This window comes from Salinadaptatus halalkaliphilus (assembly GCF_006543045.1).
GTDB lineage: Archaea > Halobacteriota > Halobacteria > Halobacteriales > Natrialbaceae > Salinadaptatus > Salinadaptatus halalkaliphilus.
On the sequence record NZ_RBZW01000021.1, the window covers coordinates 94251 to 121025 of the forward strand.

26 protein-coding genes and 1 tRNA gene are annotated in these 26775 nt (G+C 61.3%); 12 read left to right on the forward strand and 15 right to left on the reverse strand.

Going from position 1 to position 26775, the window contains the following annotated elements; translation table 11 throughout:
* Nucleotides 1-125: 125 nt before the first annotated feature.
* Nucleotides 126-1328: an MFS transporter gene (locus D8Y22_RS07800; RefSeq protein ID WP_141464153.1), complete on the forward strand. Its 1203-nt coding sequence runs from the start codon at nt 126-128 to the stop codon at nt 1326-1328.
* A gap of 70 nt (nt 1329-1398) precedes the next feature.
* Here D8Y22_RS07800 and D8Y22_RS07805 read toward each other — a convergent pair whose 3' ends face one another.
* The 12 genes from D8Y22_RS07805 to D8Y22_RS07855 form a co-directional block, all read right to left on the reverse strand.
* Nucleotides 1399-2412: a hypothetical protein gene (locus D8Y22_RS07805; RefSeq protein ID WP_174811799.1), complete on the reverse strand. Its 1014-nt coding sequence runs from the start codon at nt 2410-2412 to the stop codon at nt 1399-1401.
* Between the two features lie 85 nt (nt 2413-2497).
* The gene (locus D8Y22_RS07810; RefSeq protein WP_141464155.1) at nt 2498-3112 is read right to left on the reverse strand and encodes an NUDIX hydrolase; all 615 of its coding nucleotides are present in this window, start codon (nt 3110-3112) and stop codon (nt 2498-2500) included.
* Nucleotides 3113-3157: 45 nt separating this feature from the next.
* On the reverse strand, nt 3158-3568 hold the full coding sequence (locus tag D8Y22_RS07815; RefSeq protein ID WP_141464156.1) for a DUF5809 family protein: 411 nt from the start codon (nt 3566-3568) through the stop codon (nt 3158-3160).
* A 25-nt stretch (nt 3569-3593) separates the two neighbouring features.
* The gene (locus tag D8Y22_RS07820) at nt 3594-4052 is read right to left on the reverse strand and encodes a DUF5810 domain-containing protein (protein WP_141464157.1); all 459 of its coding nucleotides are present in this window, start codon (nt 4050-4052) and stop codon (nt 3594-3596) included.
* 334 nt (nt 4053-4386) lie between these two features.
* Nucleotides 4387-5409, reverse strand: coding sequence for a hypothetical protein (locus D8Y22_RS07825; RefSeq protein WP_141464158.1), 1023 nt, complete (start codon nt 5407-5409; stop codon nt 4387-4389).
* Nucleotides 5402-5608, reverse strand: a complete 207-nt coding sequence (locus D8Y22_RS07830; RefSeq protein WP_141464159.1) for a DUF4177 domain-containing protein — start codon at nt 5606-5608, stop codon at nt 5402-5404. The genes D8Y22_RS07825 and D8Y22_RS07830 overlap by 8 nt, the downstream gene beginning before the upstream one ends.
* A gap of 188 nt (nt 5609-5796) precedes the next feature.
* On the reverse strand, nt 5797-6270 hold the full coding sequence (rimI, locus tag D8Y22_RS07835) for a ribosomal protein S18-alanine N-acetyltransferase (protein ID WP_141464160.1): 474 nt from the start codon (nt 6268-6270) through the stop codon (nt 5797-5799).
* Between the two features lie 250 nt (nt 6271-6520).
* Nucleotides 6521-6838: a hypothetical protein gene (locus D8Y22_RS07840; RefSeq protein ID WP_141464161.1), complete on the reverse strand. Its 318-nt coding sequence runs from the start codon at nt 6836-6838 to the stop codon at nt 6521-6523.
* Nucleotides 6838-8298, reverse strand: a complete 1461-nt coding sequence (locus D8Y22_RS07845; RefSeq protein ID WP_141464162.1) for a sodium-dependent transporter — start codon at nt 8296-8298, stop codon at nt 6838-6840. Before D8Y22_RS07845 ends, D8Y22_RS07840 begins: the two co-directional genes overlap by 1 nt.
* A gap of 139 nt (nt 8299-8437) precedes the next feature.
* Nucleotides 8438-8569 carry a hypothetical protein gene (locus D8Y22_RS23125; RefSeq protein WP_281282383.1) on the reverse strand — a complete coding sequence of 44 codons (132 nt, stop codon included), beginning with the start codon at nt 8567-8569 and terminating at the stop codon, nt 8438-8440.
* Between the two features lie 39 nt (nt 8570-8608).
* Entirely contained in the window at nt 8609-9151 is a 543-nt protein-coding gene (locus D8Y22_RS07850; protein WP_141464163.1) for a DUF892 family protein, read from the reverse strand.
* A gap of 95 nt (nt 9152-9246) precedes the next feature.
* Nucleotides 9247-9531, reverse strand: a complete 285-nt coding sequence (locus D8Y22_RS07855) for a DUF6360 family protein (protein WP_141464164.1) — start codon at nt 9529-9531, stop codon at nt 9247-9249.
* Between the two features lie 362 nt (nt 9532-9893).
* Between D8Y22_RS07855 and D8Y22_RS22295 the strand changes: the two genes are divergently transcribed.
* From D8Y22_RS22295 to D8Y22_RS07890, 8 genes are all read left to right on the forward strand, one after another.
* A complete protein-coding gene (locus tag D8Y22_RS22295; RefSeq protein ID WP_174811800.1) occupies nt 9894-10037 on the forward strand; it encodes a hypothetical protein in 144 nt (47 codons plus the stop codon).
* Nucleotides 10038-10094: 57 nt separating this feature from the next.
* Nucleotides 10095-10784, forward strand: coding sequence for a DUF7119 family protein (locus D8Y22_RS07860; RefSeq protein ID WP_141464165.1), 690 nt, complete (start codon nt 10095-10097; stop codon nt 10782-10784).
* Nucleotides 10785-10812: 28 nt separating this feature from the next.
* Nucleotides 10813-10886 (forward strand) — tRNA-Lys (locus tag D8Y22_RS07865).
* A 729-nt stretch (nt 10887-11615) separates the two neighbouring features.
* Entirely contained in the window at nt 11616-12959 is a 1344-nt protein-coding gene (locus D8Y22_RS07870; RefSeq protein WP_141464166.1) for a nucleotide sugar dehydrogenase, read from the forward strand.
* Complete coding sequence (locus tag D8Y22_RS07875; protein WP_141464167.1) at nt 12959-14038, forward strand: glycosyltransferase family 2 protein; 1080 nt, start codon at nt 12959-12961, stop codon at nt 14036-14038. Before D8Y22_RS07870 ends, D8Y22_RS07875 begins: the two co-directional genes overlap by 1 nt.
* Entirely contained in the window at nt 14035-15066 is a 1032-nt protein-coding gene (locus D8Y22_RS07880) for a DUF354 domain-containing protein (protein WP_141464168.1), read from the forward strand. The genes D8Y22_RS07875 and D8Y22_RS07880 overlap by 4 nt, the downstream gene beginning before the upstream one ends.
* Nucleotides 15063-16268 (forward strand): glycosyltransferase, encoded by a 1206-nt coding sequence (locus D8Y22_RS07885; protein WP_141464169.1) that lies wholly within the window; start codon nt 15063-15065, stop codon nt 16266-16268. Before D8Y22_RS07880 ends, D8Y22_RS07885 begins: the two co-directional genes overlap by 4 nt.
* Nucleotides 16243-16995 (forward strand): ParB N-terminal domain-containing protein, encoded by a 753-nt coding sequence (locus tag D8Y22_RS07890; RefSeq protein WP_141464170.1) that lies wholly within the window; start codon nt 16243-16245, stop codon nt 16993-16995. The genes D8Y22_RS07885 and D8Y22_RS07890 overlap by 26 nt, the downstream gene beginning before the upstream one ends.
* 14 nt (nt 16996-17009) lie before the next feature.
* On the opposite strand, the gene D8Y22_RS07895 is transcribed toward D8Y22_RS07890, so the two are convergent.
* The 3 genes from D8Y22_RS07895 to D8Y22_RS07905 all read right to left on the reverse strand — a co-directional run bounded on the left by D8Y22_RS07895 (nt 17010) and on the right by D8Y22_RS07905 (nt 21437).
* Nucleotides 17010-18788 (reverse strand): hypothetical protein, encoded by a 1779-nt coding sequence (locus tag D8Y22_RS07895; RefSeq protein ID WP_141464171.1) that lies wholly within the window; start codon nt 18786-18788, stop codon nt 17010-17012.
* Nucleotides 18789-18974: 186 nt separating this feature from the next.
* Entirely contained in the window at nt 18975-20444 is a 1470-nt protein-coding gene (locus tag D8Y22_RS07900; RefSeq protein ID WP_141464172.1) for a flippase, read from the reverse strand.
* A gap of 27 nt (nt 20445-20471) precedes the next feature.
* Nucleotides 20472-21437: an NAD-dependent epimerase/dehydratase family protein gene (locus D8Y22_RS07905; RefSeq protein WP_141464173.1), complete on the reverse strand. Its 966-nt coding sequence runs from the start codon at nt 21435-21437 to the stop codon at nt 20472-20474.
* Between the two features lie 365 nt (nt 21438-21802).
* Between D8Y22_RS07905 and D8Y22_RS07910 the strand changes: the two genes are divergently transcribed.
* From D8Y22_RS07910 to D8Y22_RS07920, 3 genes are read left to right on the forward strand one after another with little or no spacing between them, the layout of a single operon-like run.
* Nucleotides 21803-23014: a nucleotidyltransferase domain-containing protein gene (locus D8Y22_RS07910; RefSeq protein WP_141464174.1), complete on the forward strand. Its 1212-nt coding sequence runs from the start codon at nt 21803-21805 to the stop codon at nt 23012-23014.
* Entirely contained in the window at nt 23011-24837 is a 1827-nt protein-coding gene (locus D8Y22_RS07915) for an ABC transporter ATP-binding protein (RefSeq protein ID WP_141464175.1), read from the forward strand. The genes D8Y22_RS07910 and D8Y22_RS07915 overlap by 4 nt, the downstream gene beginning before the upstream one ends.
* Before the next feature lie 7 nt (nt 24838-24844).
* Nucleotides 24845-26728, forward strand: a complete 1884-nt coding sequence (locus D8Y22_RS07920) for an asparagine synthase-related protein (RefSeq protein ID WP_141464176.1) — start codon at nt 24845-24847, stop codon at nt 26726-26728.
* Nucleotides 26729-26775 lie beyond the last annotated feature (47 nt).

Consider the following 26775-nt stretch of genomic DNA (forward strand, 5'->3'; position numbering starts at 1 on the left):
CTTTCTATCCCGTCGATCCTCGTCCGCCACGACCCGCTGTCTTCGAACGGTAGCGATTGTGGCAAAGGGATCGGGCTCTCGAGTATTGATACGTCTCGGTCCGAAGGGTTAGACGGATCACCGACGTGACGGATATTGCAGCGATTTCCGCGAGTGCGCGACGCCACTGGGCGGACGGCCGCGGCAAGATCTTGCTCGCGGTGTCTGCCGGTTGGTTCCTCTCGATCGGCGTTCGACAGGCGTTTCCGGTGTTGTTGCCACACCTACAGACGGCATACGGGCTGACGCTGACGACCGCCGGCGCACTGCTGACCGTGCTGTGGCTCGCGTACGCCATCGGGCAGCTACCTGGCGGAATGCTGGCCGACCGGATCGGCGAAGGAACGACGATGGTCGTCAGTTTGAGCGCGGCCGCCGGCAGCGTCACGTTGATCGTCCTCGGCGGCCCGACGATCCTGCTGTTCGTCGCGACCGGGTTGTTCGGGTTTACCACCGCACTGTTCGGCGTCGTTCGGCTGAGTTCGCTTTCGGATATCTACCCCGACCAGGTCGGGACGGCGATCGGCATCATGTCCGCCGCGGGCGATATGGGCAACACGCTGTTGCCGCCCATCGCCAGCGTCCTCGCCGTCGGACTCGCCTGGCAGTTCGGCTTCGGGTTTTCCATCGCGCTGTTCGCTCTCGTCGCCGTCGGCGTCTGGATCGTCGTCCCAAGTCGCACGTCCGATCGGACGTCCGTCTCGTCGCCGTCGCTCGAGGGCGCCCTCGAGACGCTCTCGCAACTGGGGACGCGGGCCATCCTGCTCATCACCGCCGTTCAGGTCGTGGCAAACGCGGTCTACCAGGCGTTTACGGGCTTCTATCCGACGTACCTGATCGAGGTGAAGGGGCTGTCGCCGACGATCGCCAGCAGCCTGTTTGCCCTGTTTTTCGGGTGTGGGATCCTCATCAAGCCACTCGCCGGCTCCGCGTACGATCGCGTCGGCGCTCGAGGAGCGTTGTTCGTCATCCTGGCCGGGTCCGGGATCGCACTCGTCGTCCTCACCGTCGTCGAGCAGTTTTGGGCCGTCGTCGGCGTGACGGTGCTCGTGAGCATCATGCTCGGGGCGGGGACCGTCATCCTTTCCTATATGACCACCGCCGTGCCCGACGCCATCCAAAATACGGGGCTTGGAACACTACGGACGGCCTACATGACCATCGGCGCCGCCAGCCCGGTCATCTTCGGCGCGGTCGCCGACCGCGGCTTCTTCGACGAGGCCTTTCTGTTGCTGGCCGCCGTTATCGGCCTTGCACTGCTCGCGCTCGTGTGGCTTCCCGAGCGGTAGTCATCCCTCGAGGCGGGGACGAGGTGGCTCCGAGGGAAGGGCAGACGACGCTCGAGGTGCCACAGGGCGCTCACATACGCTCGAGGCGAGCGCTGTAGAGAGTCCCACCGTATTCGAAATACGCCCAGTCCGAAAAACGGGGCCCGTCGTCGGGCCAATCTGCCGAAATGCCGAGCCGATCGAGTATCGCCTCGAACGCGTCGGACGGCGGCGGTGTCTCCTCGTATCGAGCCGGTTCACGCCGGCGCGTGATCGTCTCGACGATTTCGCGTTGCTCGTCGGGAAGCCTCTCGGGATCGAACGTCGTCTCGAGCGACTCGTTTTCGATGGCTGCCCGGAACTCGCCCTCAGATTCGTAGGCGAGGGTCGCTTCGTGGATGATTTCCTGGGTTTCGACGGCGGCCTCCTGGGTTCGTACGCGAAACAGGACGGATTCGTCCTGCCACTCGAGGTGGACGTACTCGAACGGCGCCTCCGGAAGGAGTGGGGTGTCGTCTGCCCCATAACGGTGGAAGACGTGACCGCGATCGGCCGGCGGCTCGTCGGAGACATCCTGTGGCCCGTCCGAGCGCAGCGGGAATGCCGTCGAGAGCGCGTTCGCCGCACGCGGCGAGTCGATCCCCGGAACGTTCTCTGGGAACTGATCGTACTCGAGAACGATGTCGTCCGCCGACGGCGAGGCGTCCTCGAGCAGTTCGAACCAACAGATCCAGCGCGGTCGCTCGACGCGGTCGCCCTCGCGGGCATCGATCCGATAGACTGCCTCGTCGCGCTCGGCGTAGACCGGATGCTCGGCAGCGGGTGAGTGAAGCGCGAAACCGGCCGTTCGACGGGTCCCGTTCTCGAGCAAGTCGGCCAGTAGTTTGCGGTCGTGTGCCGCGTGAAGACCGGACGGCTCCCAGCGAAATGCCGCGTCCAGCGAGCCCTCGATCCGACGGCCGTCGAGACGATACGTCGCCTCGTCGTCAGCGGGCGCGGTACTCACACAGCCACCGAGGGTCGCGACCAGGGGGGCTGCGAGGAAAGAGCGGCGAGAACGCCCGCTGGAGGGGATAGGAGGGCGACGGGCGGGATCATTTGCCATGCTCGAGTAGAGCGAACAGACTGGTAAAAGTGTCACGGAGCGTGAGTGAGAGCGTGGCGCGATCGTCGCCGTGCGACGGGAACGGCTACAGCAATCCGTCTTCTTTCGCCAGCAACAGCGCCGACATCGTCGAGTCGTTTGCCGGCTGTTCGCGCGAGCGTTCGATCGCCTCCCCGACCGGGACGGTCGTCACCTCGAGGAACTCGTTGTTGTCGAGTTCGCGCTCGCCGAGTTCGAGGCCCTCGGCCCAGACGACGCCACGATCGTGGCGAAGCACGCCGGTCGCGACGGCGTACTCCTGGAGTAGGGCCGTACTCGAAGGGCGAAAACCGGTCTCTTCCTCGAGTTCGCGGGCCGCTGCGGTCGTGTAGGACTCGCCGTCCTCGACGATACCGGCGGGTAACTCGAGATGAGTCTCGCGGATCGCCGGCCGGTACTGCTCGACGAACAGCAGGTGGTCCTCGTCGACGGCGTCGCCACTCGGTACCGTGGTGTCGCCGCTCGAGCCGTCGGTCTCGATCTGCTCGAGCAGGTCGCCGCCGATCCGAGCCACGACCACGACTGCGGGCGGGAGTTCGGCCCAGTAGTACCGTTTCTGGGTGCCGTCGGGCTGCTCGAGCAGATCGTGACCGCCATCGTACCAGGGCGTCTCGTACTCGATGGCTTCCTCGAGAACCGTCCACTCGTCTTGCGTGGTCATACCTGTTCGCTGGAACGCGAACGGCTAATACCCTGACGGAAGCCGTCAGACGAGTTCCCGATAGAGGCGACCGAAGGCCTGTCGGCGCAGCGTCGCGATCGCGGCGTCCTCCTCGTTCTGGAAGGTCGCTGCGACCGCTTCGCCCTCCGGGCCGGCGTGCCAGACCACGTTGTCGACGTTCTCGTGGCCGACCATCATCACGTCGCCGTCGTAGTCGGCCACCCACTCGTCGTACGCTTTGCGGGAGCCGACCCGCACCTCGAGCAGGCTGGCGAAGAGCGCGTCTCGAGCCGTCTCGACGACGTCGCCGGTCACGCGCTCGTCGTACTCCTCGTGTTCGAACTCCATCGCCTTGGCGACCTCGCGGACGACGGTCTGGGCGGCGGGGCCGACCGACTCGTACGCGTCCTGTGCCTCGGCGGCCGTCTCGAAGGAGAAGGTTCCTACCGTCTTCATACGCGAGTGCTCGAGCGGGCGGTAGTTACGCGTTTTCGTTCGGCGATTCGTCCGCGGCCGCCTCGGCGTCGCGAGCTCCCGCTGGATCACTCGATGTCCCGTCGACATCGCCGTCCTCCGAGTCGGCGTCCGCGTACATCTGCTGGGTCAACTCTCTGGCCTCCTCGAGAACCCCCTCGGCACCGGCGCTGAGATCACTGCGTCCCGGCTGGCGCGTCTGGCGGGCGAGGTCGTCCTCGAGACCGGCCGGCCGGCCGTGGTCGTGGGCGGGACCCTCGTCGAAGTCGGGCGTGTCGATCTCGGATGCGTGCTCGCTGACGAGTTCCCCGAGTTCCTCGGGCGTCTGCTCGTCCCAGTTGGGGACGTGTTCGTCGAGCCACTCGAGGTGGTCCTCGCGCCCGAGCGACGCGGTGACGGCGAGGTGATTGGCGAGGTGCACCGCGTCGGCCTGTTCGGATCCACAGACCGGGCAAGCGTATCCCATACAAAAACGCAGGGGCTCGGGCCCTAAAACGACCACGCACCGAGTCGATCCAGCGGGGCAGGCTCGAGCGACGACGGATCAGCGGATCGGCGGGCCGGAGGGGAACGACGAGCAGGTTTTCGAGGGCGTGGAACCGAGCGAGCTGCCGGAGTCGACATACTCGAGCACGGCCTGATACGGTTTACTGTAAGTCATTGCCGGCGCAACTGCGACCCGGGGACGGTTGCGCCGGTAAATCGTTACAGCAATCCGTATGACAGTTCAGCGCGTGACAGACGCAATTTCCCGTTCGGGCGAGACGGGAACGTCGAGCGGAGTCGAGTAGCGACCGACCTCAGCGCTGGGAATCCCGCAGGATCAGCGGGCCGATCGCGAGGGTCCGCTTTGCGGCCGTCGCGACCCGCATGTTGTACGAGGTCAACAAGAAGAACGGAACGAGTGTGATCGTGAAGGTGATCGCGACGAGCCAGAGCAGCGTCTCGACCTCGAGGATCGTTCCGGTGAACGTGGTCGCGTCGACGAACGTCAACATCATCCCCGAGACCAGCAGCGCCGGAATCGCGACGTAGAGAATGTACCGCGAGAGGTTGATCAGTTCCCACTGGAAGTACAGCGTCTTGATATGCTCGCGGGCCGGTCCGAACATCGCGAAGGAGGTCCGAAGATCCTCGAGGGCGGCCCGTTGTTCCTCGTCGATGTCGTCCTCGTAGTCGGCCAGCAGGCGCTCGATCTGAAAGATGTTCCAGGAGTAGTTGTAGTCCATCGAGGCGTGGACGACATCGAACGTGCCGAACTTCGCACCGTCGAGCTTCTCGCGGACGGTCTCGGCGTTACCGGTGATGCTGTCGACGAACTCGTCGACCTCGTCGCGGAGGTCGTCGTTGTCCGTCGACTCCATGGCCTCGTCGAGCGTCTCGGCGCGTTGCTGTGTCGCGTCGATGATCTCCCGAAGGAACGCCGACGGATCGGCCGGCGCCGGCTTGTCAGTGAGTTCCTTGATGTAGTCCCGAAAGTCGAGGGTCTCGCTCATCCGCGTTCGCTGTTCACCGAGCGGGCCGTTCTCCTGGGAGATGATCAGCTGGCTGATAGTGACGACGAGGGTGACACCGGTGATCAGCGCGCCGATCATCTGGGTGTACAGCGACTCGATGACGGCCCGCGTCTGGAGCAGGTCCGAGAGCGTCGGATCGAGGAGGGCCCCGAGCATGAACAGCCCGAAAAACGAGCCCGCGAGCACGCCGGTGACGAGCTGTCGGGTCGCCCCGACGAGCAGCCAGATCTTGATCCAGCTTTCGTCGGCCCGCTCGTGCATCGTGTCCTGGGTACTGACGTCGCTCTCGTCCGCGTCCTCACTCATCTGTGTCACCACTCGCCGGCCGCTTGAACACGAGGTACTTGGTACCGCCACCGGTGTACTCGATCGTACTGACGAATTCCCAGCCCTCTCGTGCGTACTCGTTGAGAAGTTCCTCGGGATCACTCGCTTCCTCCATCGTTGCCTCGCGGGGCGGCCGAACCGTCTCGTACTCCCAGACGGTCTCTCGATCCGTCGTCATACTCCTCCATCGACGATTCGCCGAAAAAGGGTTCGCGCTGCTACTCCGGGTCAGTGACTCGAGAATCGGTCGCCGAGGCGAGACACGCTCTCGAGTCGCCGAAGAACCATCGCTTTCGAGTCGTCGGAAAACGTCTCTCGGTGGCGACCGATGTCGGAGTGGGAACCGACGAAACCGACGGTATCCGATCAGTTCCCGCGGATCATCACGATGGCGTCCTCACCGTCGGCGTAGTAGCCGGGGACGACACGCAGCGCCTCGAAGTCGAACCGTCGGTAGAGTCGTTTCGCCGTCTCGTTCGACCGGCGCACCTCGAGTTTGACCGAGTCCGCGCCGTGGGCGGTGAGGACGGCCAGAACCCGAGTCAGGAGCGTCGATCCGACGCCGTCGCCGCGACGTTCGGGGTGGACGGCGACGTCTTTGACGTGGCCGAGTCGCCGACCGATCGTCTGGGTGATGTCTGCGACGACGTAGCCGGCGACCTCGCCGCCGCACTCGGCGACGAGAAAGCCGGGTTCGCCGAGAAACTTTTCGAACGCGTCGTAGGGCCAGGGCTGGGAAAACGACGCGTTCTCGATACGGACGACGGCGAGCAGATCCGCCCGCTCGGCCCCCCTGATCGACAGGTCGTCGCCGCCCTCCGCCGGAACCCGAACCGTCACACGCTGACGTAGCGCCCCGAGTGTAAAAGATGTATCCGTCGCTCGCGCGACCGACGGCTCATACTGTTGGACAGAACTATTCAACGATCGGTCGCAGTACTGCGGCCGTCACCGTAAGGACGGCCGCGAATTCGCGACCGACGTTTCATACGGACCGTTGTAGTTCTTTACCGGTGATCACCGACCCCGTCCGGGTGATCACCGGTAAAACGCTACAACAATCCGTATCACTGACTTCTGTCCGACAGTATCAGAGCCGCTCGAGGTTCGCGATCTCTCGATCGGACCAGTCGTAGAAGTGACTGTCGGTCTGGCGAAGCGTCTCGACGCACTCGTTGTAGCGTTCTCGAGCGGTGTCAGCGAGCGGATCGTCAGGGTGTGCGTCGATCCACTCGCGCAGTTCCGCGAGCGCCTGCGGAGAGTACGTGTCCATCCGGTCCTGGTGGCGGAGGATCTCGACCTTTCGGCCCTCCTGTCGGAGCGTCCGGACGAGCGCCCAGGTAGCGAGCCCCCAGAATGTGAGGAGGGTAAAGGAGAGCATGCCGAGGACCTCGGCGGTGAGCGCCATCAGTCGTCACCCCCTGTGACGTCGGCGGCGTCCGGGTGGCCGCCTCGGCCCTCGAGGACGGACATGATCGCGTAGCCGATGATCGGGAACAGCACGATCACGAGCATGCCGGCGATCATCTCGGGTTCGCGGAAGTTGTCCCAGGCGAAGTAGCCCATGATAAACAGCATGACGAGCGGGATAACGTACTTGATCACGGGGTCCCACCACTTGCCGACGTAGATGCCGGCGTTGCGGTTGACCGCGAGTAAGCGGAGCCGTTCGGGGCCGAGCACCCAGCCGATAACGCCGATGATGGCCAGCGTCGCCAGCGGCAGTCCCCAGTTGCCGAAGACGAAATCGAGGAAGTCGAGGATATCGGCGGAGTAGGCGCTCGGAAGCCCGAGCAGCCAGATCCCGCCACAGATCGCGAGCACGGTCTGGGTACGATCGAGGCGAGTCTCCTCGGCGATGGTGGTGACGCTGACCTCCGTGATGAGCAACCCCGAGGTGAACGTCGCGAGGAAAAAGCCAACGAAAAAGAGGATCGCGACGACGCCGCCTAGCGGAATCTCGGGGAAGACCTGCACGAGCGAGACGAACGCGAGGCCGGCACCGGCGTCGGGCGCGACGCCGACGGCGAAGACGACCGGGAAAATCGCGAGCGCCGCGAGGATGCCGATGCTCGACTCGCCGATCGCGGTGAAGACGCCGCCACCCAGCGGAACGTCGTCGTACTCCCGCAGGTAACTCCCGACGGTTAGGGCGATCCCCCAGCCCAGCCCTGTCGAGAACAGCGCCTGCCCGAGCGCGGCGATCCAGGTCTCGCTGCGAAGGAGAAACTCCCACTGGACGCCGAAGGTAAAGGCGATACCCTCGCTCGCGCCGGGCAGCGTGAGTCCGCGGATCGTCATGATCACGAGTGCGACCACGAGCGCCGGCACCGCGTAGACGACGAGTCGCTCGACGCCGCGGCGAATGCCGAGGATCAGTATCGCCGCGATCGACCCCATCACGACCGTGTGGAGCCCGATCATCAGTGCCGAATTCGCGAAGAGCCCCTCCATGAACGGCTCGGCTTCGAACCCCGCCGCGGTAAAGGAAAACAGCAGCGAGTGGACCGCGTAGTACAGCGTCCAGCCGATCAGCGGCGAGTAGTACGACATCAACGCGATATTCACGAGCAACACGATGACGCCGAACCCGACCATCCCACCGCGACCGACGACTTCGCGAAACGCGCCGATAACGCCCTTGTTCGTGTACCGGCCCAGCGCGACCTCGGCCATCAGTCCCGGCACCGCGAGCAGGAACAACAGGACGAGAAACGCGAGGACGAACGCCCCACCCCCGTTGTCGCCCATCACGTACGGAAACCGCCAGATGTTCCCGGCGCCGACCATGGCACCGATCATCGCCATCAGGAACCCGAACCGCGTTCCCCACTCCGCTCGAGCCGTTTTGGTCGAAGCGTCTGCCATCGTCGAATCACCGACAGATCCACGACGCGCAGCTACCTATAGACACGGGGTATGATAACACACTACACGAAGGTAACATCGGGTTGTGAGGATGTCCAGCGACACTAGGCGACGGTTATCATCGCGAGCACGACCGAGATCACGCTCCAGCGCGGGCGTCGACGGCCGATCCGCCAGTCGGCCGCCACGACTCGGTTTCCCCGTCCTCGTCGATCGTCGTCGGCTCGTCGCCGGTATCGTCACTGGCGCCCGGGTCGGTGTCGGGACCCACGGCGATCACTCCGCGGGGATCGCGTCCATCTCGAGCCCTTCATACGGATTGCTGTAACGATTTACCGGCGAAACCGCAGACGGGTCGCGGTTTCGGCGGTAACGACTTACAGTAAACCGTATCAGTCAGTTCGGTCAGCTCCTCGAGCGTCTCCTGCTCTTCACGAAGATTCTCCTCGAGCAGGTCGGCCGCCTCGTTCATCCCGAGTTGATCCGCCAGCGGCAGCAGGTTGCCGTAGGCCGCGATCTCGTAGTGTTCGGTCTTCTCCGCAGCGGCCATGGTGTGGTAGTCCATGACTTCCTGATCGGGGTCCATCGAGATGAACTCCTCGTACTCCTCGAGTAGCCCCTCGATGCCTTCGCACTCTTCCTTTTCGGGCGGCTCGCCGAACATTTCGAAGCCCTCCTCGAGCCGATCGATCTGGCCCTCGGTCTCCTCGCGGTGGTTTGCAAACGCCTGGGCGATCTCCTCGCGTTCGGTGTTCGATTCGAGTTCCTCGAGCGCGTCGAGCAGTTCGTGTTCGGCGTGATAGATGTCCTCGAGGCCGTGCTCGAACAAGTCCTGGATCGTGTTCATGCTCATGGTGTGACCATCCGGTCGTTTACCTGGCCGGTGAAAAAGTCGAGCGCCTGCGACGGCAGGCGAAGCCGGCGGACAACACGAATTCGTCCGAACCGTCAGGCGTCGTTGGCGCCGCCGACGCGGTCGGCGTAGTCTTCGAGATCTGCCGCCAGCGCTCTGGCCTGATCGGGCGTCAACTCGAGTTCGAGCATGTGTTTGGGCAGGTGCTGTTCGGTCACGTTGTCGAGTTCGGTCTGCAATCGGACGCAATCTGGCTCCTCCCGATCGGCCGTCGCGTTGACGACTCCGACCGATTCCCACTCGAACGTTTCGCCCGTCGCGACGGCCTCGACGTAATCGAGTGTCGTGTCGGCGTTGACCGTCATCAGTCGATCGGACATGCTCGGTACAACACGGGACGGTTACTTAGAAACCGCGGGACCGGCCGACACCAACCGCACCTACCGGAATATGTTGCCCCAACAGGGAATACACGCGTTTCTGACCCCAGCGGTGTCAATTCGACTCGAAACGCCTGATGACGAGCGGTCAGAACCAGTAGTGGACGGTCGATCCTCGTGACGGCGTTTCTGTGTCGAAGACGGTGCTGTGTCGGTTCTCGCGGTCAGAGCCAGCTACTACGCCGCTCGGGTCGGGGGAGCGTGGCGTCGGAGGTAGCGGCAGAACTCACCCACACGAGCAAGCACGGGTATTGCTTGCACTCGAGGCGATACTTAAGCAGATAGCGTCCATAGGGCGGGTCATGACCGACGCAGCCGAGTGCAGTCCGGAGGCGAACGACCTCGAGCAGGACGACGAACGCGACGATGCACACCTCGACGATATCGAGGAAGGTGCTGGCTGCACGGAGATTTGGGAGCACCTCGCAGAACAGCGTGAGGAGTGAGCCGAACGGGAGCGTCCGATTGCGGACCTTTTTACCTATTCCACCGTATGCTTTCATATGACAGAGAACCGGCCCCGTGATCGCGACCGTGACGAGCGACCGGTTCCAACCGATCGCGAGTCACCGGTTGGCGAACCGGTCATCCGCGGTGACGAATCGGTAACCGGGCAACGCGCTCGAGAGGCGGTTCAATTCGATCCCGACGATCCCAACAGCCTCGCCGACGCTGCCGATATCGTCGCGCAGTTTGCCACCGGCCAAACCGAGGACGACCACCTCTACATGCTCCGTGGTGCTGCCGCCTGTGCAGCGCTCGTCCGTGGTGAAGGCTCCTACAAGGCCGCGGCCGAACGCGCCGGGGACGGTGTGACCGTCTCGTTCATCCGCAAGTGGGCACGCGTCCACGATCTTCCACGATCGGTTCGCAAGCAGGTCGCGATCGGACAGATCGCACCCACGGCGGCCAAACACATCGCCCGCGTCGGTGGCGAATCCCGACTCCTGCTGGCCTGGGCGACCCTCGATGGCAACCTGACGGTTCGGGAAGTTCGCAGCGTGGCTAGTGCGGTCAACGACGGCACCGCAATCGATCGCGCGCTGGCCGAATACGACATCACGCTCGGCCAGCTCGAGGTCACGCTCTCGCCGGCAACCTATCGCGATCTGCGCCGACGCGCCGCCATCGAAGATGTCGAACCTGGCGAACTCATCACGGCTGCACTCGAGAACGAGAAAGAAAACGTTTAACCACCACTCACTGATAGTGAGAGACAGAGGGCCGGTAGCTCAGTCTGGCAGAGCGTCTGGCTTTTAACCAGACGGTCGCGTGTTCAAATCGCGCCCGGCCCGCTTCTGCGAGGAACAATTCGTGACGAGCAGAGCGGCTACCGCGATTTGAATCGCAGGGAACACGCAGCGCGAGAGAAGCGAGCGACCGTGTGACCGTGTGTTCAAATCGCGCCCGGCCCGCTTCTGCGAGGAACAACTTCGTGAGCGACAGCGAACGCCAGACCCGAAATCATGTGAGGCAACTATCTCGATTGGTGAAGACAGTACCAGCACGATAATTTATTTGGATTCGAATGATAGTATAACGGAGAGTCGTTCTGTTCGGTACAGGCGGCCAAAATATTTATGTGATGCGCTCGTAGGTTCCAGCGGCGAGGCAGGGACGTTCTGTCGTTGCCACGTCGAAGGGTCCCACCGTACGATCCGCCTCGCCCCGCAAGCCGGCCCACCGTACCGCGTATCACCTGTAGGGGGGTGAACAGTTTGGACGTTTCGGCCGGCTTCTCTAGTCCTCGAGAGTACGATCTCAGTACGACCCGTGGGTGTATCGAGTTCACTCGTCACCGAACGGTGTATCGACAAGCGACCCTAATACTAACTCCTAACGACATACAATAAAGTATTTAGCAAGCTAATTATATTGTTTCTGTAGAGGAATTAGGTGGTGTTCGAATGCACACACGGCCGACGATCGAAGCGGTTGCTGGATCCAACCAGGCAACCCCCGATGTGCCGGTACAGCGACTGTGACCGTGTATTCGACGACTCACCTATCACGGATATCCAGGTATGACTGAGAGAGAACACGCCTACAGCGAATCCGAACTCGAGTCTGTTGAGGACCCCATCACAGCGCAGGCCGACATCTGTATCGTCGGGCTTGGCTACGTTGGCTTACCGCTGGCCTACGAATTTGACGCCGCCGGCCACGACGTGGCTGGCGTCGATGTCGATCCCGACACGATCGAGACACTCGAGTCGGGGACCGATCCGACGGGTGACGTCGGTGACACGGCGATTGCGGACAGCGGTCTCGAATTCACGACCGACCCGACCGTCATCGAGGATGCAACGTACGTTATCGTCGCCGTCCCGACACCAGTGACCGACCGCGAGAGACCGAACCTCGAGCTCGTCGAAAACGCGGGCACCACGGTCGGTCGTCACCTCCAACCGGGGACGACCGTCGTCCTCGAGTCGACGGTCTATCCCGGTGGGACTCGAGACGTGTTCGTCCCGGCGATCGAGGAGACTGCGACCCTGACGGCCGGTAAGGATTTCGGCGTCGGCTACTCGCCGGAGCGAATGGTCCCCGGCGACGACGAACGCGGCCTTCGCAACGTCGTCAAAATCGTCAGCGCGCTTACCGACGAGACGCTCGCAGACCTCGCTGCCCTCTACGAAACGATCGTCGACGCTGGCGTGCATCGGGCCCCGACGATGGCGACCGCCGAGGCCGCAAAGTGCGTCGAGAACACCCAGCGAGATGTCAATATCGCCCTGGTCAACGAACTGGCGATGGTCTGTGACCACCTCGGTCTGGATACCCAGGCGGTCCTCGAGGCCGCGGGCACGAAGTGGAACTTCCACGACTACCGACCCGGACTCGTCGGCGGACACTGCATCCCCGTCGATCCGTTCTACCTGATCGACGAGAGCGAACAGCGCGGGTTTTCGCCGGAGCTCATTCAGCAGGCACGCGAGGTCAACGACTCCGTCCCGAACCACGTCGCCGAGATGACCATCAGAGCGCTCAACGAGGCCGGAAACGTCTTACAGGACAGCCGGATCCTCGTCCTCGGACTGACGTACAAACCAAACGTCGCCGACATTCGAACGTCCAAAATCGGGGCCGTCATCGACTCGCTACAGGAGTACGGTATCTCGGTGGCCGGCTTCGACCCCCACGCCGACAACGAGGAAATGGCCGCGGAGTTCGGAATCGACATCCAGAAAGAGCTATCGACGGTCGATGTCGACGGACTTCTCGTCGGCACGACCCACGACGAATTCCACGGACTCAACTTCGGTGACCTCGCGTTCGATATGAGCGAGCCACCCGTCCTCGTCGATGTCGACGGTGCGTTCGACGAACAGGCAACCGAACACGGATTCGTGTATCGACGGCTCTGATGTACCGGGAGCACTCGATCGGCGTCGTCGTCCCCGCGTACAACGAAGCGGGTTTTATCGGCGACGTAATCCAGGCGATGCCAGCCTACGTCGATGCGATATACGTCATCGACGACTGTTCGACCGATAGCACCTGGGACGAGATCCAGGAAGCCGCTCGAGCGGACGCTGCCCAACAGGTCGATCCGCCCCTCGAGTACGAGACGATGGCGGACGACGAGGCACAACTCCTCTCGGACGGTGGCACGTCACGACTCGACGAACGGGCGACCGTACACGAGCCTATCGGTCGGGTCACACCGCTTCGACACCACGAAAATATCGGCGCCGGCGGCGCGATCAAAACAGGCTATCTGGCCACGCTCGAGGACGGGATCGATGTCACGGTGACCGTCGACGGCGACGGCCAGATGGATCTCGCCCAGATGAGCCGGTTGCTCGATCCGATCGTCGAGGGAGACGCCGATTACGCGAAAGGCAACCGGTTGCTGTACAGAGAGTACCGGAAAGCGATGCCGACCTTCCGGTTCGTCGGTAATACGGCGCTGACGTTCTTGACGAAAATAGCCAGTGGGTACTGGAAGACGATGGATCCACAGAACGGGTATACGGCGATTTCCAAGCGCGCATTAACCGCCGTCGACGTCGGCTCGTTGTACGAATATTACGGCTACTGCAACGATCTGCTCGTGAAACTGAACGCCAGCAATATGCGCGTCGCAGACGTCGCGATGCCGGCCGTCTACGGTGAGGAAGAATCGAGTATCACGTATACGACATACATCCGAAAAGTATCGTGGATGCTGTTTCGGAACTTCTGGTGGCGGTTACAGTCGAAATACCTCGTCCGGGACTTTCACCCGCTTGTCTTGTTCTACCTCCTCGGCATTGGAACCGTCTGTCTCGGAGTGGCCACAGCGACGTGGTCGGTCTACTCGAGTGTTGTCTACGATTGGCAGCTATTCACGCCTATCGCGATCAGCGGACTGTTCGTCCTCGCCGGCACATGGAGCGTACTCACCGCAATGGAAGCGGACATGAAAGCGAACGAACCGAACGAGATGCAGGTGTTCGAATGAACGTCGTCGTGACGATTCAACATCCGGCACACGTACACTTTTTCAAAAACGCCATTCGTGAGCTGGCAGTCGACGAATCGGTGTACGTCTTCGTCAGAGAGAACGATATTGCGACCGACTTGCTGACCGAGTACGGCATCGAACACGAGGTGCTGGCCGGTCGCTCGGACTCGTTCTTGCAGCTGGCTCGCACGCAACTTCGCTACGAACGTCGTCTCCTCGAGCGGGCACGACAGATCGAGCCGGACGTGATGGCGGCGATCGGTGAACCCGGCGTTGCCCACGTCTCACGTGCCGTCGGGAGTACGAGTCTGGTCTTTACCGATACCGAACACGCCACGCTACAGAACGCACTGGCATTCCCATTTAGTCATCGGATCTACACACCGACCTGCTACAAGGACTCGATCGGCGACAAACAGATCGAATACCCCGGTTATCACGAACTTGCATACCTTCACCCCGAGCGGTTCGATCCTGACCCATCGATTCTATCCGAGATCGACGCGACCGAAGACGAGACACTCGTCATCATGCGACTGGTGTCGTGGGACGCCGCTCACGATGTCGGCAACAGCGGATTCGATGGCGTCCACGAAGTCGTGTCACGTCTCGAGGCAGAAGGTGCGCGGGTACTGATCACGTCGGAAAGTCGACTCCCGCCGTCGTTGGAACGGTGTCGGATCACCGTCGCGCCACACAGAGTACACCATCTCATGTATTATGCGGATCTGTTTATCGGTGAGAGCCCGACGATGGCGACTGAAAGTGCGGTGCTTGGCACACCGGCGATATACATCTCATCGATCGAGCTGGGATACGTCGACGAGATCAGCGACGAGTACGGGTTGATCTTCAATTTCTATTCGGAGAACAGAGAGCACAATGGATTACGGAAAGCAGTAGCGATTCTGAGCGACGACTCGCCGACGAAGTGGGAACGGCGACGAGAGGCCCTCCTCGAGGCAAAGCTGGACACGACCTCGTTTATGCTCGACGAAATCTACAACGCGGGGCGATCGAAATGAGCGTACACAAACCAACCAGAACACGTCAGGACACATCGCCTGTCGGGAACAAGCTGCTCGTCATCGCACACAACTACAGTAACTTTACCAAAGGACAGATCGACGCGATCGCGGATCGGTTCGACACCGTGTTGGTAGCCGTCCGGTACAATCGCTTTACGGAGCTATCGGCAGTTATCGATTCGGATACGTTGAAAAAGTACGGTCGCGAGTTCAAAATCGCCGATTCGGCCCCCGAGAACGTCGAAATTGTCCCCATTCCGCTGACGTACGCGCCCGTCAGCACCTGGTACAGATATCTCGGGAAACACCACTACTGGGCGACGAAGATGAAACTCGGTGGCCGACTGGAGACGTTCGATGTCGTCCACGCCCACTTCAGTTGGACCGCCGGATACGTCGCCACGAAACTGGCGACCGAATTCGACATGGAGAGTGTCATTACGGTCCACGAAAACGAGGATCGGCTCTACGACGAACTTCGATCGGAAAACGACGATCTCTACTGGACGTGGGAAAACGCAGACGCCATTATCCGGGTCAACGAGAAAGATTGTGCGAAACTGGCCCGCTTCAACGATGATATCTACGCGATTCCGAACGGATACGATCGAGATCGGTTCCCGCTTCAATCGACTACGGATGCCAGAACACAACTCGGCGTGTCACAGGATGCCAAGATCGTCTTTTCGGTCGGGGGACTCATTCCCCGAAAGCGCTACCAGTTGCTGATTGAAGCGATAGCCGATACCAGTTCGTCGGAACAGGTGATCTGTGCAATCGGCGGACGGGGAAAGGAGCGAGCGGCCTTAGAAGACCTCGCGGAGACACACAGCGACGACGGCCTCGAGATACGGATCCTCGGATTCATTCCCGACGAAGCGCTCGCGGCTTGGATGAACGCGTGTGATATTTTCGCGCTCGCGAGCGAGTCAGAGGGGAACCCAACGGTGATGTTCGAGGCGCTTGGCTGTGGCAAACCCTACGTCGGCACTAACGTCGGTGGCGTCGACGAGATCATCACCGAAGAGACGTACGGATTGCTCTGCGACCCGGACGACAAAGCGGCGCTTACGGACGTGTTACAGCGTGGCCTCGAGAACGAGTGGGATCGCGATGCGATCCTCGAATACGGTCGCCAATACTCGTGGGACGATATCGCGAGTGACGTATACGATGTCTATCGGGATGCTCAAGAGTGACTGCGTTCGGATCGTCGTCGGGGTAGCGGCGATCGTATCGCGATACAGCCTCAAATACGTCCGATTGGTACAGTGGTACTTGCTCGACCATTACCCCCACCCATTTCAGCGAATATACGTCGATCCTGCGAAGATACAGACGTACGGTGGGCGATTCACCAACAACCCATACCGGTACGGTGGGCGGTTCAGCCTCGCGTACTACGCAGGTGCCACAGTTCGGGGTGGACGGTGGGACAGGGACACCGAGTGTGTCACCGGATCGGCAAAATACAACGCCGTATTCGATCGCTACGAACACGGCTGTCGCTGGGAAGAGACGGGAATCTACGACGAAATCAGCGAGCGGGCAGCCCGAACTGGCAGTTACGACGGCTGTACGACGAGAGACGATATCGAGCGACGATACGAGCGCATCGATGCGCTGTACGAACGTATCAAGGCCGAGGGTTACGAAGACGACGGATCGCTGGATCAGGTCTGTGTGAACATCGGCCGCGACGGCGAGATCATGTTCAATGGAAACGGCAACCATCGGCTGTTCATTGCGAAGGTATTAGGAATTCGTGAAATCCCGGTTCGCGTTCTCGTTCGACACGAGCGCTGGATGCACAAACGAAAGCAATTTGTCGACGAGAGAGCAGCCGATGCGGAAAGCGAGGTCCACGCAGTCCGTGCCGACCACCCGGATTTACAAGACCTGGCGCCTCGAGAACGGACCGATTGATCGGATTTCCAGTATCATTGACTATCTACGTAATAGGCCCTGAACTCACCGGACGAATGAATGCGGTGAATATTCGGATCGTGCTCGAGATACCTGAAGTCGTCGTCGGTGAATCGAAACCCCTGATACAGTTCCTGTTCGCGGCGTTCGTCGGCAGCACTGATCAGAAGATACGTATCAGTTGGGTAGAGGGCCGGCAGGTCCTGGCCGGCGAAATGGTCCGGGGCACCGCCGCGTCGAACGCCGTCGTGATAGTACTCCTGGCGGTCGCGTTCGGCGGGCCCGTGTATCGCGTGTCCGTAGCGACTCGCGTGCGATCGCACGTGATCGTAGGCGATACCCGTCTGTTCGTGCTCGAGGATCGTCCCGTACCCGTTCATATCCGCTTCGGTGACATGTTCCGTATCCTGATGGATGTAGCCCGAGGGGTGGACGATACCCAACGAGAGCACCAGAAAGACGAGCAGACACGGAACGAGGACGACGCGCGAGTCGATCGGCAGACGGGAAACCGTATACGCTCTGGTCGCGATCGCGCCGACGATTGTCACGATCACCATCACGAACCCAGCAAAGCGAAAGAACATCGTCACTCGATTTGTCACGAGGAACAAGACCATCGCGCCACCGAGGGGGACGAGACCGACCATAGCGCTCACCACGGTGATGTCCCGGAACGCATCGCGTGGTGGGACTGTCCGGCGACGCCACAGCAGCCGAACGCTCCGATCGAGCGTATACACGGCTGCGACGACGCTGACGACGAGACTCACCGAAAACAGTTTCAAAAAGAGGAGTCCGAGACTGCTGCCGAGTTCGCCCAACGACGACCCGCGTTGTGAGACCTCTCCCGCGGTCTCGGCGCCTTCGACCGTGTAGACGGCTAATCCGGAGACGAAGTTCGTAAACGAACTCTCGAACCGAATCCAGAGCCACGTCACTGCGCCGAGCACGAGTGACTGGCGAAACAATGCGGTGATGTCGCCGCGGTCGGTTGCGGTCAACCGTGTCATAGCCCACAAGAGTGCACCGACGACGGGCAAAAAGAACACGAGAACGACCGCGAACATCGGATGCAAGACGAGCACGACGCCACACAGCACCAGTGCGAGGAGGCGGCTTCGAAACGACTGCTCGAGTACCGACAGGGCGATCGTAAACAACACGAGCGGGATCACGAACAGTGCAAAATTTCGTGGCGACGCCTCGACGTGAATCGTGGCGTGATTGATCGGGAGCAAGAACGCGGCGAAAAACACGCCAAGCGTCATCGCGCCAGGCCGGTGGTCGAGTCGGCGAACGAGAAGACCGACGAACAGGACGAAGATGCCGACGAACAGCGTCGAGATGAGCATGAGTGACGTTCGAATCGGGATTCCGGAGAGCTGATGTAACCCATATGCGAACAGATGCGTTCCGGGGTACAACAACTCGGTCCCGTCCCTGGCACCGGCGCGTAACTCCCGCGTCCATCCGAGATGCGTCATCATGTCGCCTTCACCGAGGAAATGGTAGCCACGAAGGAGCGGGAGTGCAACGACGAGCAACACGGCATACACCACCGCACCGAGTGCCAGCCCGTTCGATCGCCCAGCCTCGAGGCGGGAGAGCGCGACGAACGTCCCGAGAACCAGGACAGTTCCGAGACATACCCAGAACGCCAGTGGTGTTTCACGATAGACGTTGAGTTCGTATCCCGTTGCTGGGTTCAGGACCGCCACCGCTGCGGCGACGCCACCGGCAAAGAAACACGCGATAATCGTACTCTTGTACCGTCGGTCTCCGCTGTCCATATACTGTTGTACGTACTAGTTCTCGTACTTTGATAAACCAATTATGGTACAACATTATCGAAGAAATGGGAAATATAATATTAGTCCACCGTTGCAACGAGTGTACTCGAGACGGCAGTCGGGTTGGAGCCCCGAAACCGATCGACGGATCGGGTATCGAGCAGCCAGGGGCGGATCAGACAGAAGTTATCCGGTGACGACCGAGACCGCGTCGTCGGGATCGACCAGTCCAACGAGGACCGACAGCACGGCCCAGACTGCCACGCCGACGCCGACGACGAGCAACAGCGTAAACAAGCCCGTGATGAACTCGAGGGAGACGAAAACGACGACCGACATCACACCCGTAATGGCGACGATCCGTGTGAGTGTAGACAGCAGGGCTACGAGTCGAAGCTCGAGTTCGACGTGAATGAGGTACACGTTGAAGACCGTATAGATCCCGTGGGTGAGGACCGTCGTAATCGCTGCACCGGCGATTCCGATCACCGGAATCAACGCGACGTTCAGGCCGAAGTTGAGGGTCGCAGTCAGTCCCTTGGCGATCGCTCGATCTCGAGCGCGACCGAGAAAATCGAGGGCGTGGCCGGCGATGTTCATGATCGCACGAAGGACGATGTACGCGCTGAAAATCTGGAGAACGGGAACCGCACCGACGTAGTCGGGACCGAACACGAAACGGATCATCGGGTCGGAGACGAGGACGAGTCCGGCGGCGGCGGGGACGTAGATCAACAGCGAGTTCGTGACTGCGACTTCGAACAGATCACGGGCGTGCTCGAGGTTGCCGTCTGCTTTTTCGGCGCCGAACGTCGGTGACAGCGTGAATCCGAGTGCGGTCATCGGCTTCTCGAGGAACTCGATAGCCTGTTTGCTGATCGTGTAGTAGCCGACCGCGACCGGCGTGAGGAAGAAACCGATCAACACCGTATCGACCTGTTTTTCGATAACGGTTGCGGTGCTGGTTGCGGTCAACGGGACCGTGTACTCGGCCAGCCGACGCCGGAGGCCCGGTTCTGGCGGCTCGTCGGTGACCCGCGGTCGATAGTGTCGGGTATAGACGAGGACGAATCCGATCACCGTTGCGACGACGTAGCCGAGAATGTAGCCGCCGAGTGCACCGACCGCGCCGTAGCTGGCAAGCACCAGTCCGATGCTGAAGACCAGTCGCCCGCCGCGATTGATGCCGTGGACGACGGCGGCCGATTCAATGGCTTCGAACCCCTGTAACACAAGACGGACGTACTTCGTCAGCGTCCCGAAGACGACATAGAGGACACCCAGGAGGAGAAATGGGGCCAAATCCGGCTCGTCGACAAACTCGGCGAGCAGCTGGTGGCCAATCAGAAGGCCAACAGCGCCGATCGTGATCGTGATCGCGTTCAACAGGAGTGACGTCCGAACGATATGCGGGATCTGCGACGGGTCAGTTTCCTTGTACTCCGAGAGATATCGGCCGGCAGACCGCGCGATCCCGAGTTTCGTCAGGACCATCAGAATGGTGAAAATCGATATCGAGAAGAACAACAACCCGTAGGCATCCGGCTCGAGAAATCGGGCCAGCCCGACGAGCAACAGCGCACCCGACACAGCTGCGACCAGCTGCCCGAGCAGTTCGGTCTTGAACCGCGAGAGGATCGATCGTGTCGGTGGCATCGAGTAGCGGACCTGAGTGAGAATTGATTACGCGTTCGAAACCGGCGACACCGTCTCGAGGTCGGCCGCGAGATCGCTCGCGACGCGTCGAACTGCCTCGTCGCTGCTGTATGCGGGCTTCCAGCCCAGCGCAGACAGTTTCTCTATCGACAGTTGCATCTTCGGAACGTCGCCCGTCCAGCCGCGAGAGCCGCCGGTGTAGGAATACGTCGGATCGAGGTTCATCTCCTCGCTCACGATGTCAGCGATCCGATCGACCGAGGTCGTCGTTCTCGTCCCGAGGTTGAAAATCCGCATCGGGCCGGCCGAATCGGCCGTCCGTTCGATCGCGTGTTCGATCGCGTCGACGCAGTCCGAGACGTGCATGTACGACTTCTCCTGTCGGCCGTTACCGAGAATCGTCAGTTCCTGCGGATCAGCCGCGAGCTTCTCGACGAAATCCGGAACCACTCCGGCACCGAATCGAGGACCGACGACGTTTGCAAATCGGAAGCTCCAGACAGAGATATTGCGAGTGTGTGCATAGACCGACAGCAGCGATTCCTCGGCGAGTTTCGCTGCGCCGTAGGCGCTGATCGGCTCCAGCGGGGCGTAATCCTCGGGCGTCGGACGGGGCGCTTCGCCGTAGACCGTCGACGACGAGGTAAAGGCGACGTTCGAAACGCCGACGGCGTCCATCCGTTCGAGAAGCGCGTGGGTCATGTCGACGTTTTCGTCGAACTGCGTGCGCGGATCGTCGCTGTTGACGTACTTGTCGGCAACCGCACAGTGAAACACTGCGTCGACATCGGCCGTGACGGTCTCCTCGAGTGTCTCCCGAGTCGAAAGATCACCTTCGAGAAACGTCACGTCGTCGGGGACCGAATCCCGGACGCCGTTAGAAAGATCGTCGACGACGCGGATGTCGTTATCGGCCGCGAGTTGTCGAGCGAGACAAGAGCCGACGAGTCCCGCACCACCGGTAACGAGAATCGTCTTGTTCTCGAGATTCATATACAATACTAAATTTAGTACTGTATTACTCTTATGATTTCTTGAAGTGGTATTAGAATAGTATCTCTAAACCATTCTATAGTAATAGAAATTATTTATATTTTATATAAATCAGTGAGATTTATAAAGATTACGCGCGGATACTGTGTATGGATATCGAGAGTATTCCGGACGGGACGAACTGTCCAGAGTGTGGCTCGACGCTAGAACGTGGCGACCACAAAGGTCGACCAGCACTTCTCTGTCGGCGTTGTGAAACGCCGCGGATCGTCTCGTACCCAGTCGCCGAGCCCTCGGAATAATATTTTTATACTATATTCAAATCCGTAAATATAAATTGGTAAGAGATAGTACTTGCATATCGGATGGGTGGGGAATACAGTGCAGCGGAGGAGTTCATCATCGAGTGTACCCGGGCAGCGATCGACGACCGGACGGTATCTGCTGAGCGGTTTCAACCGGACCTAGAGTGGGACACCGTCGTCGAGCTGGCGGCGAAACACGGGATCAGACCGATCGTGCTGGCGGCACTCGAGACGGGGTCGTCATCGGCGGTTCCGCCGGACGTTCTCGAGACGTTACAAGCGCAGGTGCGACTCATCACCCAGCGGAATCTTCGACTGCTACAAGAAGTCGAATCCCTTTCGACAGCGCTTCGGGACGCCGGAATACGAGCGATACCGTATCGGGGACCAGTAGCGAGCGAGATCGTCTTTCGAAACGTCGGCTGGCGGGAGTTCGGCGATGTGGATCTGCTCGTCCCGCGAGCGGATATCCCAGCGGCCACGTCGATACTTCGAGCGCACGGCTACGAACAGCAGTACGTACTCGAGAGAACGGACGATCTCACCGATCGACAGCGGTGTGCCTACGCACGGTTCAGTCGCGACTACGCGTTCGAACACAGCTCCGAACCGTTCGAAGTCGAATTGCACTGGCGGATCGTCTCTCAGCGATTCCCGACGGCGATTCGACTCGAGAGCGTATGGGATCGGCGGTCGACGCTCTCGGTCGCAGGGACGGACGTGCCGGTATTGGCCCCCGAAGATCGCCTCCTCACGTTGTGTGTCCACGGCACCCGCCACCGGTGGGAGCGACTCGTCTGGCTGTGTGACGTTGGCGCGTATCTATCCCGCCAGTCGTTCGATTGGACGGCAGTACTGCAACGCGCCCGATCACATCACTGTGAACGAATGCTGTATCTCGGATTGGCGATCGCAAACGAACTCTTCGACGGCCCGCTACCCGATCGCGTTCGACGGGCAATCGAGGCCGATTCTGCCATCACCTCGCTGAAATCGCACGTCTACGAACGGCTGTTCGACGATCAGTTACACTGGTATCTCGATATCAAGCGGTACCAGGCACGCACGCTCGAGCGACGGCGAGACAGAGCGGCGTTCTGGCTGAAAGGTGCCTTGATACCGGACCGAGGGGCAATCGAACTCGTCTCACTGCCCCGACCGCTCTTTCCGCTGTATTCGGCGGTTCGCTGTCTCCGAATCGGCCGGGCGGCCGCCGACCGACTCCGACCCGGAGGGCGCTCCCGGGTCGATTCACAGGGGACGAAGCGATGAGCGAGCCACAGCCGACCCTCCGTCACAAACTCCAGGCGCTGCGACGGGTCGCCGGCTACCGTCCGGTCTACGCAGTCACGATTCTTCTGTGCAAACTCGTGGCGGCGCTGTTCGAGGGGATCGGCCTCGTATTACTGCTGCCGATTATCGAGTTCGCGATGGCCGATGGGGACGCCGGCGGGGAGACCTCACAGATTGCGACATACTTCATCCAGGCCTACGAGCTCGTCGGCGTTCCGGCCACGCTCGAGACGCTGTTGCTCGGTCTCGCAGCGGTGATTACGCTCCGATACACCATCAGCTTCTGTATCGGCTGGTTGCAGGCATCGCTTGCTGTGGCGTATATGGCCGATCTCAGACGGCGAGCCTACGAAAATCTCCTGGCTGCAGACATCGCCTACGTCGACGAACAAGACGGCGACGAGATCGTCAACACGATCGTCACCGAGATCCGGGCCTCTGCCCGAGTCATCGGGGAGATCCTCGGTGCCGTCGAGAAACTCCTGTTCGCGATCGTCTACACAACAGTGGCGCTCGTGTTGTCACCCGTACTGACGATCACGTCCGTGCTGGTGCTCGCGCTCGTCGCGGTGTCGACCCGGTACGGTCTCGATACCGGGTACGGTATCGGCGATCAGTTGGCAAAAGCCAACGAAGAGATTCAATCGCACGTCAACGCCGGCACGCGTGGCTTGCGTGAGATCAAGCTCTTCAACATGGAGTCCACCCTCAATCGGGAGTTCGACCGGGCGCACGATCGCCTCGTCGATACCCGGGTCCGACTCGAGCGAAACCAGATGGCACTATCGAATTTTAACCAGTTGCTCAACGCGTTCGTCGTCTTCGCGCTCGTCTATCTCGCGATCGAGTATCTCGCCCTCGAGTTTGCGACGCTTGGCACGTTTCTGTTTGCGATCTACAGACTCTCACCGCTCGTGAGCCGGCTCAACAACACGCTGTACTCGATCGACGGTGCGCTCCCCCACCTCGTACGTGCCCAGACGCTCATTGGGAAACTTGATGATCACGCCGATACGGCCGGCACAGAACCGGCACCAACACCCACGACGACGGTAACGGCCGACGACGTGAGCTTTCGGTACGACGACGACGCGGAGGGGACCGATGTCACCAACGTCTCGCTTCGCGTCGAGCGCGGGGAAACGATCGCACTCGTCGGCCCGTCCGGCGCCGGCAAATCGACGATCGTTTCGTTGCTCGCCCGCCTGTACGACCCCGACGACGGACGCATCTACGCAAACGGCGTGGCACTCGACAGTATCGACCTCGAGTCCTGGCACGAACGCGTCACTGTCGTCCCACAACAACCGTTTTTGTTCAACGAGACGCTGCGATACAACGTCACGATCGGCGATCCAGACGCCAGCGACGACGCGGTCGAACGCGCGTGTAACCGAAGCCAAGTGACGGCGTTTCTCGAGGAGTTACCCGAGGGGCTCGATACCGAACTCGGCGACGACGGCGTCCGGCTCTCGGGTGGCCAGCGCCAACGAATCGCCATCGCCCGGGCGTTGCTCGCCGATGCCGACGTCTTGATACTCGACGAGGCGACGAGCGAACTCGATTCGCCGACCGAGAAAGCGATCCTCGAGGGGATCGACGCGATGGATCGCGACTACGCGACGATCGTCATCGGCCACTGGCTGTCGACGGTCAAAGACGCTGACCGAATTTACACCGTCGTCGACGGCCGGATCGTCGAATCGGGAACCCATCAGGAACTGCTCGCAGCGGACACACAGTACGCCGAGCTGTACGGCTCACAGATAGCGGCGACTGCCCCGTCCCGCGAAGGATGGTGAGCGAATCGTGAGCGGTATCGTCGCCTGTTATCGCCGAACTGGAGAACCGATCGAGTCGACGCTTCTCGAGCGACTGTGTGAGAGACAGCGCCATCGCGGTCCCGACGGCGACGGGCGCTGGTGTGACGGCCACGTTGGCCTGGGCCAGCAGTTACTCGAGACGACGCCGGAGTCCCGATACGCGGCGCTTCCGACGGTCGACGGTGATCTCGCACTCACTGCCGATGTCAGACTCGACAATCGAGACGAACTCATCGCAACACTCGAGCTCGCTGGCGACCCGAGTCGAATGCCGGATGGGCGGCTACTGCTCGAGGCCTACCGCGAGTGGGGAGCCGACTGCCCGAGTCGGTTGCTCGGTGCGTTCGCGTTCGTCGTCTGGGACCGCGACCGGGGCCAACTCTATTGTGCTCGTGATCACGTCGGGGTAAAACCGCTATACTACTACGCGGACGAGGCGTGGGTCGTGATCGCCTCGGAACTACCGACGCTGTTCGAACTGCCGGCCCTCGAGTCGGTGCCGGACCGACGGTGGATCGGTAACTACCTCGCCGGTCAGCTGACCGACGAGCGAGCGACCGGTTACCAGCGGGGCGGACGGCTACCGCCGGCACACACGCTGACCGTAACCGAGACGGGATCCACTCGGCGACGATACTGGTCCGTCGAGGATATCGATCCGTTGCCCCCAGTCTCGGACGACAGATATCGCCGGCGATTTCGGGACCTGTTCGAAGACGCGGTCGCCGATCGCCTCCGCCACCAGCAACGTGTTGGCTCGCTATTAAGTGGTGGCATCGACTCGAGTTCGATCGCCAGCGTCGCTACACAGCTTCGTACCGATCGCAACGAGCCGGCGCTACCGACGTTTTCAGCGATATTCGAGGACGTTCCCAGCTGTGACGAGCGCGAGTTCGTCGAGGCCGTCACCGCGGCCGGTCGGTTCGAGCCACACTACGTTCGCGGCGACGGGTTCGGGCCGCTGGCAGACATCGATACCGTCCTCGAGGGGTTCGGCCGGCCGTTCTATCCGTCGCTGTTCATGCTCGTCCCGCGATTGTACGCGCGGGCCAGCACCGCGGGCGTTCGAGCGGTACTGCACGGCTACGGTGGCGACCAGGTGATGGGATCGGACGTACGCGGCTACTTCCGCGGGCTGGCACGGCGCGGGAACCTTCTGACGTTGGGCCGGGAACTTCGGTCCTATCGCCGGCGATACCCGTGGCTCTCCTGGACCGACGTGATCTGGCGGGACGTCCTTACGTCACTCGTGCCGGAGCCACTTCGTCGCGTCTACCACGCTCGCTACGACGCGGACCGATACCTCGAGCAAACGATCGCGTCGATCGACCAGTCGTTCGCACGCCGGATCGATCTCGACGAGCGACTCGAGCGGGCACGCGTTCGGCGACCGCCGGACTCCCAGCGCGCGCTCCGGCAACGAGCGTTGACCAGGGGTGAACCGACGTTCAATCTCGAGTTGAACGACGCCGCGGCCGCTGCGGTCGGCGTCGAACCGCGATATCCGTACTTCGATAAACGGATCGTCGAGTTCGCGCTCGCGTTGCCACCGGGTGAAACCGTCGTGGACGGCCTCGATCGGACGATCGTTCGCGACGGACTCGCCGGTATCCTCCCGCGTGCGATACGCGAGCGAGACGACAAGACCGAATTTTCACGAAACGTCGTCTACGGTGCCACGAGGTACGACCGCGAGTACATCGATCGAACCCTGTTTCGGGACCGCCCCTCGATCGCCCCCTACGTCGACCTCGCCGGTCTGGAAGATGCGTTCGAGAACCTTCGAACCGGTCGTGCCAGCGCCGGCGACGCGCGAAACCTGTCGATGGCGACGACGCTCGAACGGTGGCATCGAGACGAATCGAGCTGAGCGACCACAATATACTTGCACTAGAAGAATAATATAGTATTAGAGTA

What these genes read in the sequence shown, in the direction of transcription:
- D8Y22_RS07840 (WP_141464161.1), bottom strand. Translation starts at nt 6,838, where the DNA reads ATGGCGCTCACCGCCGAGGTCCTCGGCATGCTCTCCTTTACCCTCCTC.
- D8Y22_RS07870 (WP_141464166.1), top strand. Translation starts at nt 11,616, where the DNA reads ATGACTGAGAGAGAACACGCCTACAGCGAATCCGAACTCGAGTCTGTT.
- D8Y22_RS07820 (WP_141464157.1), bottom strand. Translation starts at nt 4,052, where the DNA reads ATGGGATACGCTTGCCCGGTCTGTGGATCCGAACAGGCCGACGCGGTG.
- D8Y22_RS07815 (WP_141464156.1), bottom strand. Translation starts at nt 3,568, where the DNA reads ATGAAGACGGTAGGAACCTTCTCCTTCGAGACGGCCGCCGAGGCACAG.
- D8Y22_RS07915 (WP_141464175.1), top strand. Translation starts at nt 23,011, where the DNA reads ATGAGCGAGCCACAGCCGACCCTCCGTCACAAACTCCAGGCGCTGCGA.
- D8Y22_RS07860 (WP_141464165.1), top strand. Translation starts at nt 10,095, where the DNA reads ATGACAGAGAACCGGCCCCGTGATCGCGACCGTGACGAGCGACCGGTT.
- D8Y22_RS07900 (WP_141464172.1), bottom strand. Translation starts at nt 20,444, where the DNA reads ATGCCACCGACACGATCGATCCTCTCGCGGTTCAAGACCGAACTGCTC.
- D8Y22_RS07805 (WP_174811799.1), bottom strand. Translation starts at nt 2,412, where the DNA reads ATGGCAAATGATCCCGCCCGTCGCCCTCCTATCCCCTCCAGCGGGCGT.
- D8Y22_RS07910 (WP_141464174.1), top strand. Translation starts at nt 21,803, where the DNA reads ATGGGTGGGGAATACAGTGCAGCGGAGGAGTTCATCATCGAGTGTACC.
- D8Y22_RS07845 (WP_141464162.1), bottom strand. Translation starts at nt 8,298, where the DNA reads ATGGCAGACGCTTCGACCAAAACGGCTCGAGCGGAGTGGGGAACGCGG.
- D8Y22_RS07875 (WP_141464167.1), top strand. Translation starts at nt 12,959, where the DNA reads ATGTACCGGGAGCACTCGATCGGCGTCGTCGTCCCCGCGTACAACGAA.
- D8Y22_RS07880 (WP_141464168.1), top strand. Translation starts at nt 14,035, where the DNA reads ATGAACGTCGTCGTGACGATTCAACATCCGGCACACGTACACTTTTTC.
- D8Y22_RS07855 (WP_141464164.1), bottom strand. Translation starts at nt 9,531, where the DNA reads ATGTCCGATCGACTGATGACGGTCAACGCCGACACGACACTCGATTAC.
- D8Y22_RS07885 (WP_141464169.1), top strand. Translation starts at nt 15,063, where the DNA reads ATGAGCGTACACAAACCAACCAGAACACGTCAGGACACATCGCCTGTC.
- D8Y22_RS07830 (WP_141464159.1), bottom strand. Translation starts at nt 5,608, where the DNA reads ATGACGACGGATCGAGAGACCGTCTGGGAGTACGAGACGGTTCGGCCG.
- D8Y22_RS07850 (WP_141464163.1), bottom strand. Translation starts at nt 9,151, where the DNA reads ATGAGCATGAACACGATCCAGGACTTGTTCGAGCACGGCCTCGAGGAC.
- D8Y22_RS07810 (WP_141464155.1), bottom strand. Translation starts at nt 3,112, where the DNA reads ATGACCACGCAAGACGAGTGGACGGTTCTCGAGGAAGCCATCGAGTAC.
- D8Y22_RS07905 (WP_141464173.1), bottom strand. Translation starts at nt 21,437, where the DNA reads ATGAATCTCGAGAACAAGACGATTCTCGTTACCGGTGGTGCGGGACTC.
- D8Y22_RS22295 (WP_174811800.1), top strand. Translation starts at nt 9,894, where the DNA reads ATGACCGACGCAGCCGAGTGCAGTCCGGAGGCGAACGACCTCGAGCAG.
- D8Y22_RS07890 (WP_141464170.1), top strand. Translation starts at nt 16,243, where the DNA reads ATGTCTATCGGGATGCTCAAGAGTGACTGCGTTCGGATCGTCGTCGGG.
- D8Y22_RS07825 (WP_141464158.1), bottom strand. Translation starts at nt 5,409, where the DNA reads ATGAGTGAGGACGCGGACGAGAGCGACGTCAGTACCCAGGACACGATG.
- D8Y22_RS07895 (WP_141464171.1), bottom strand. Translation starts at nt 18,788, where the DNA reads ATGGACAGCGGAGACCGACGGTACAAGAGTACGATTATCGCGTGTTTC.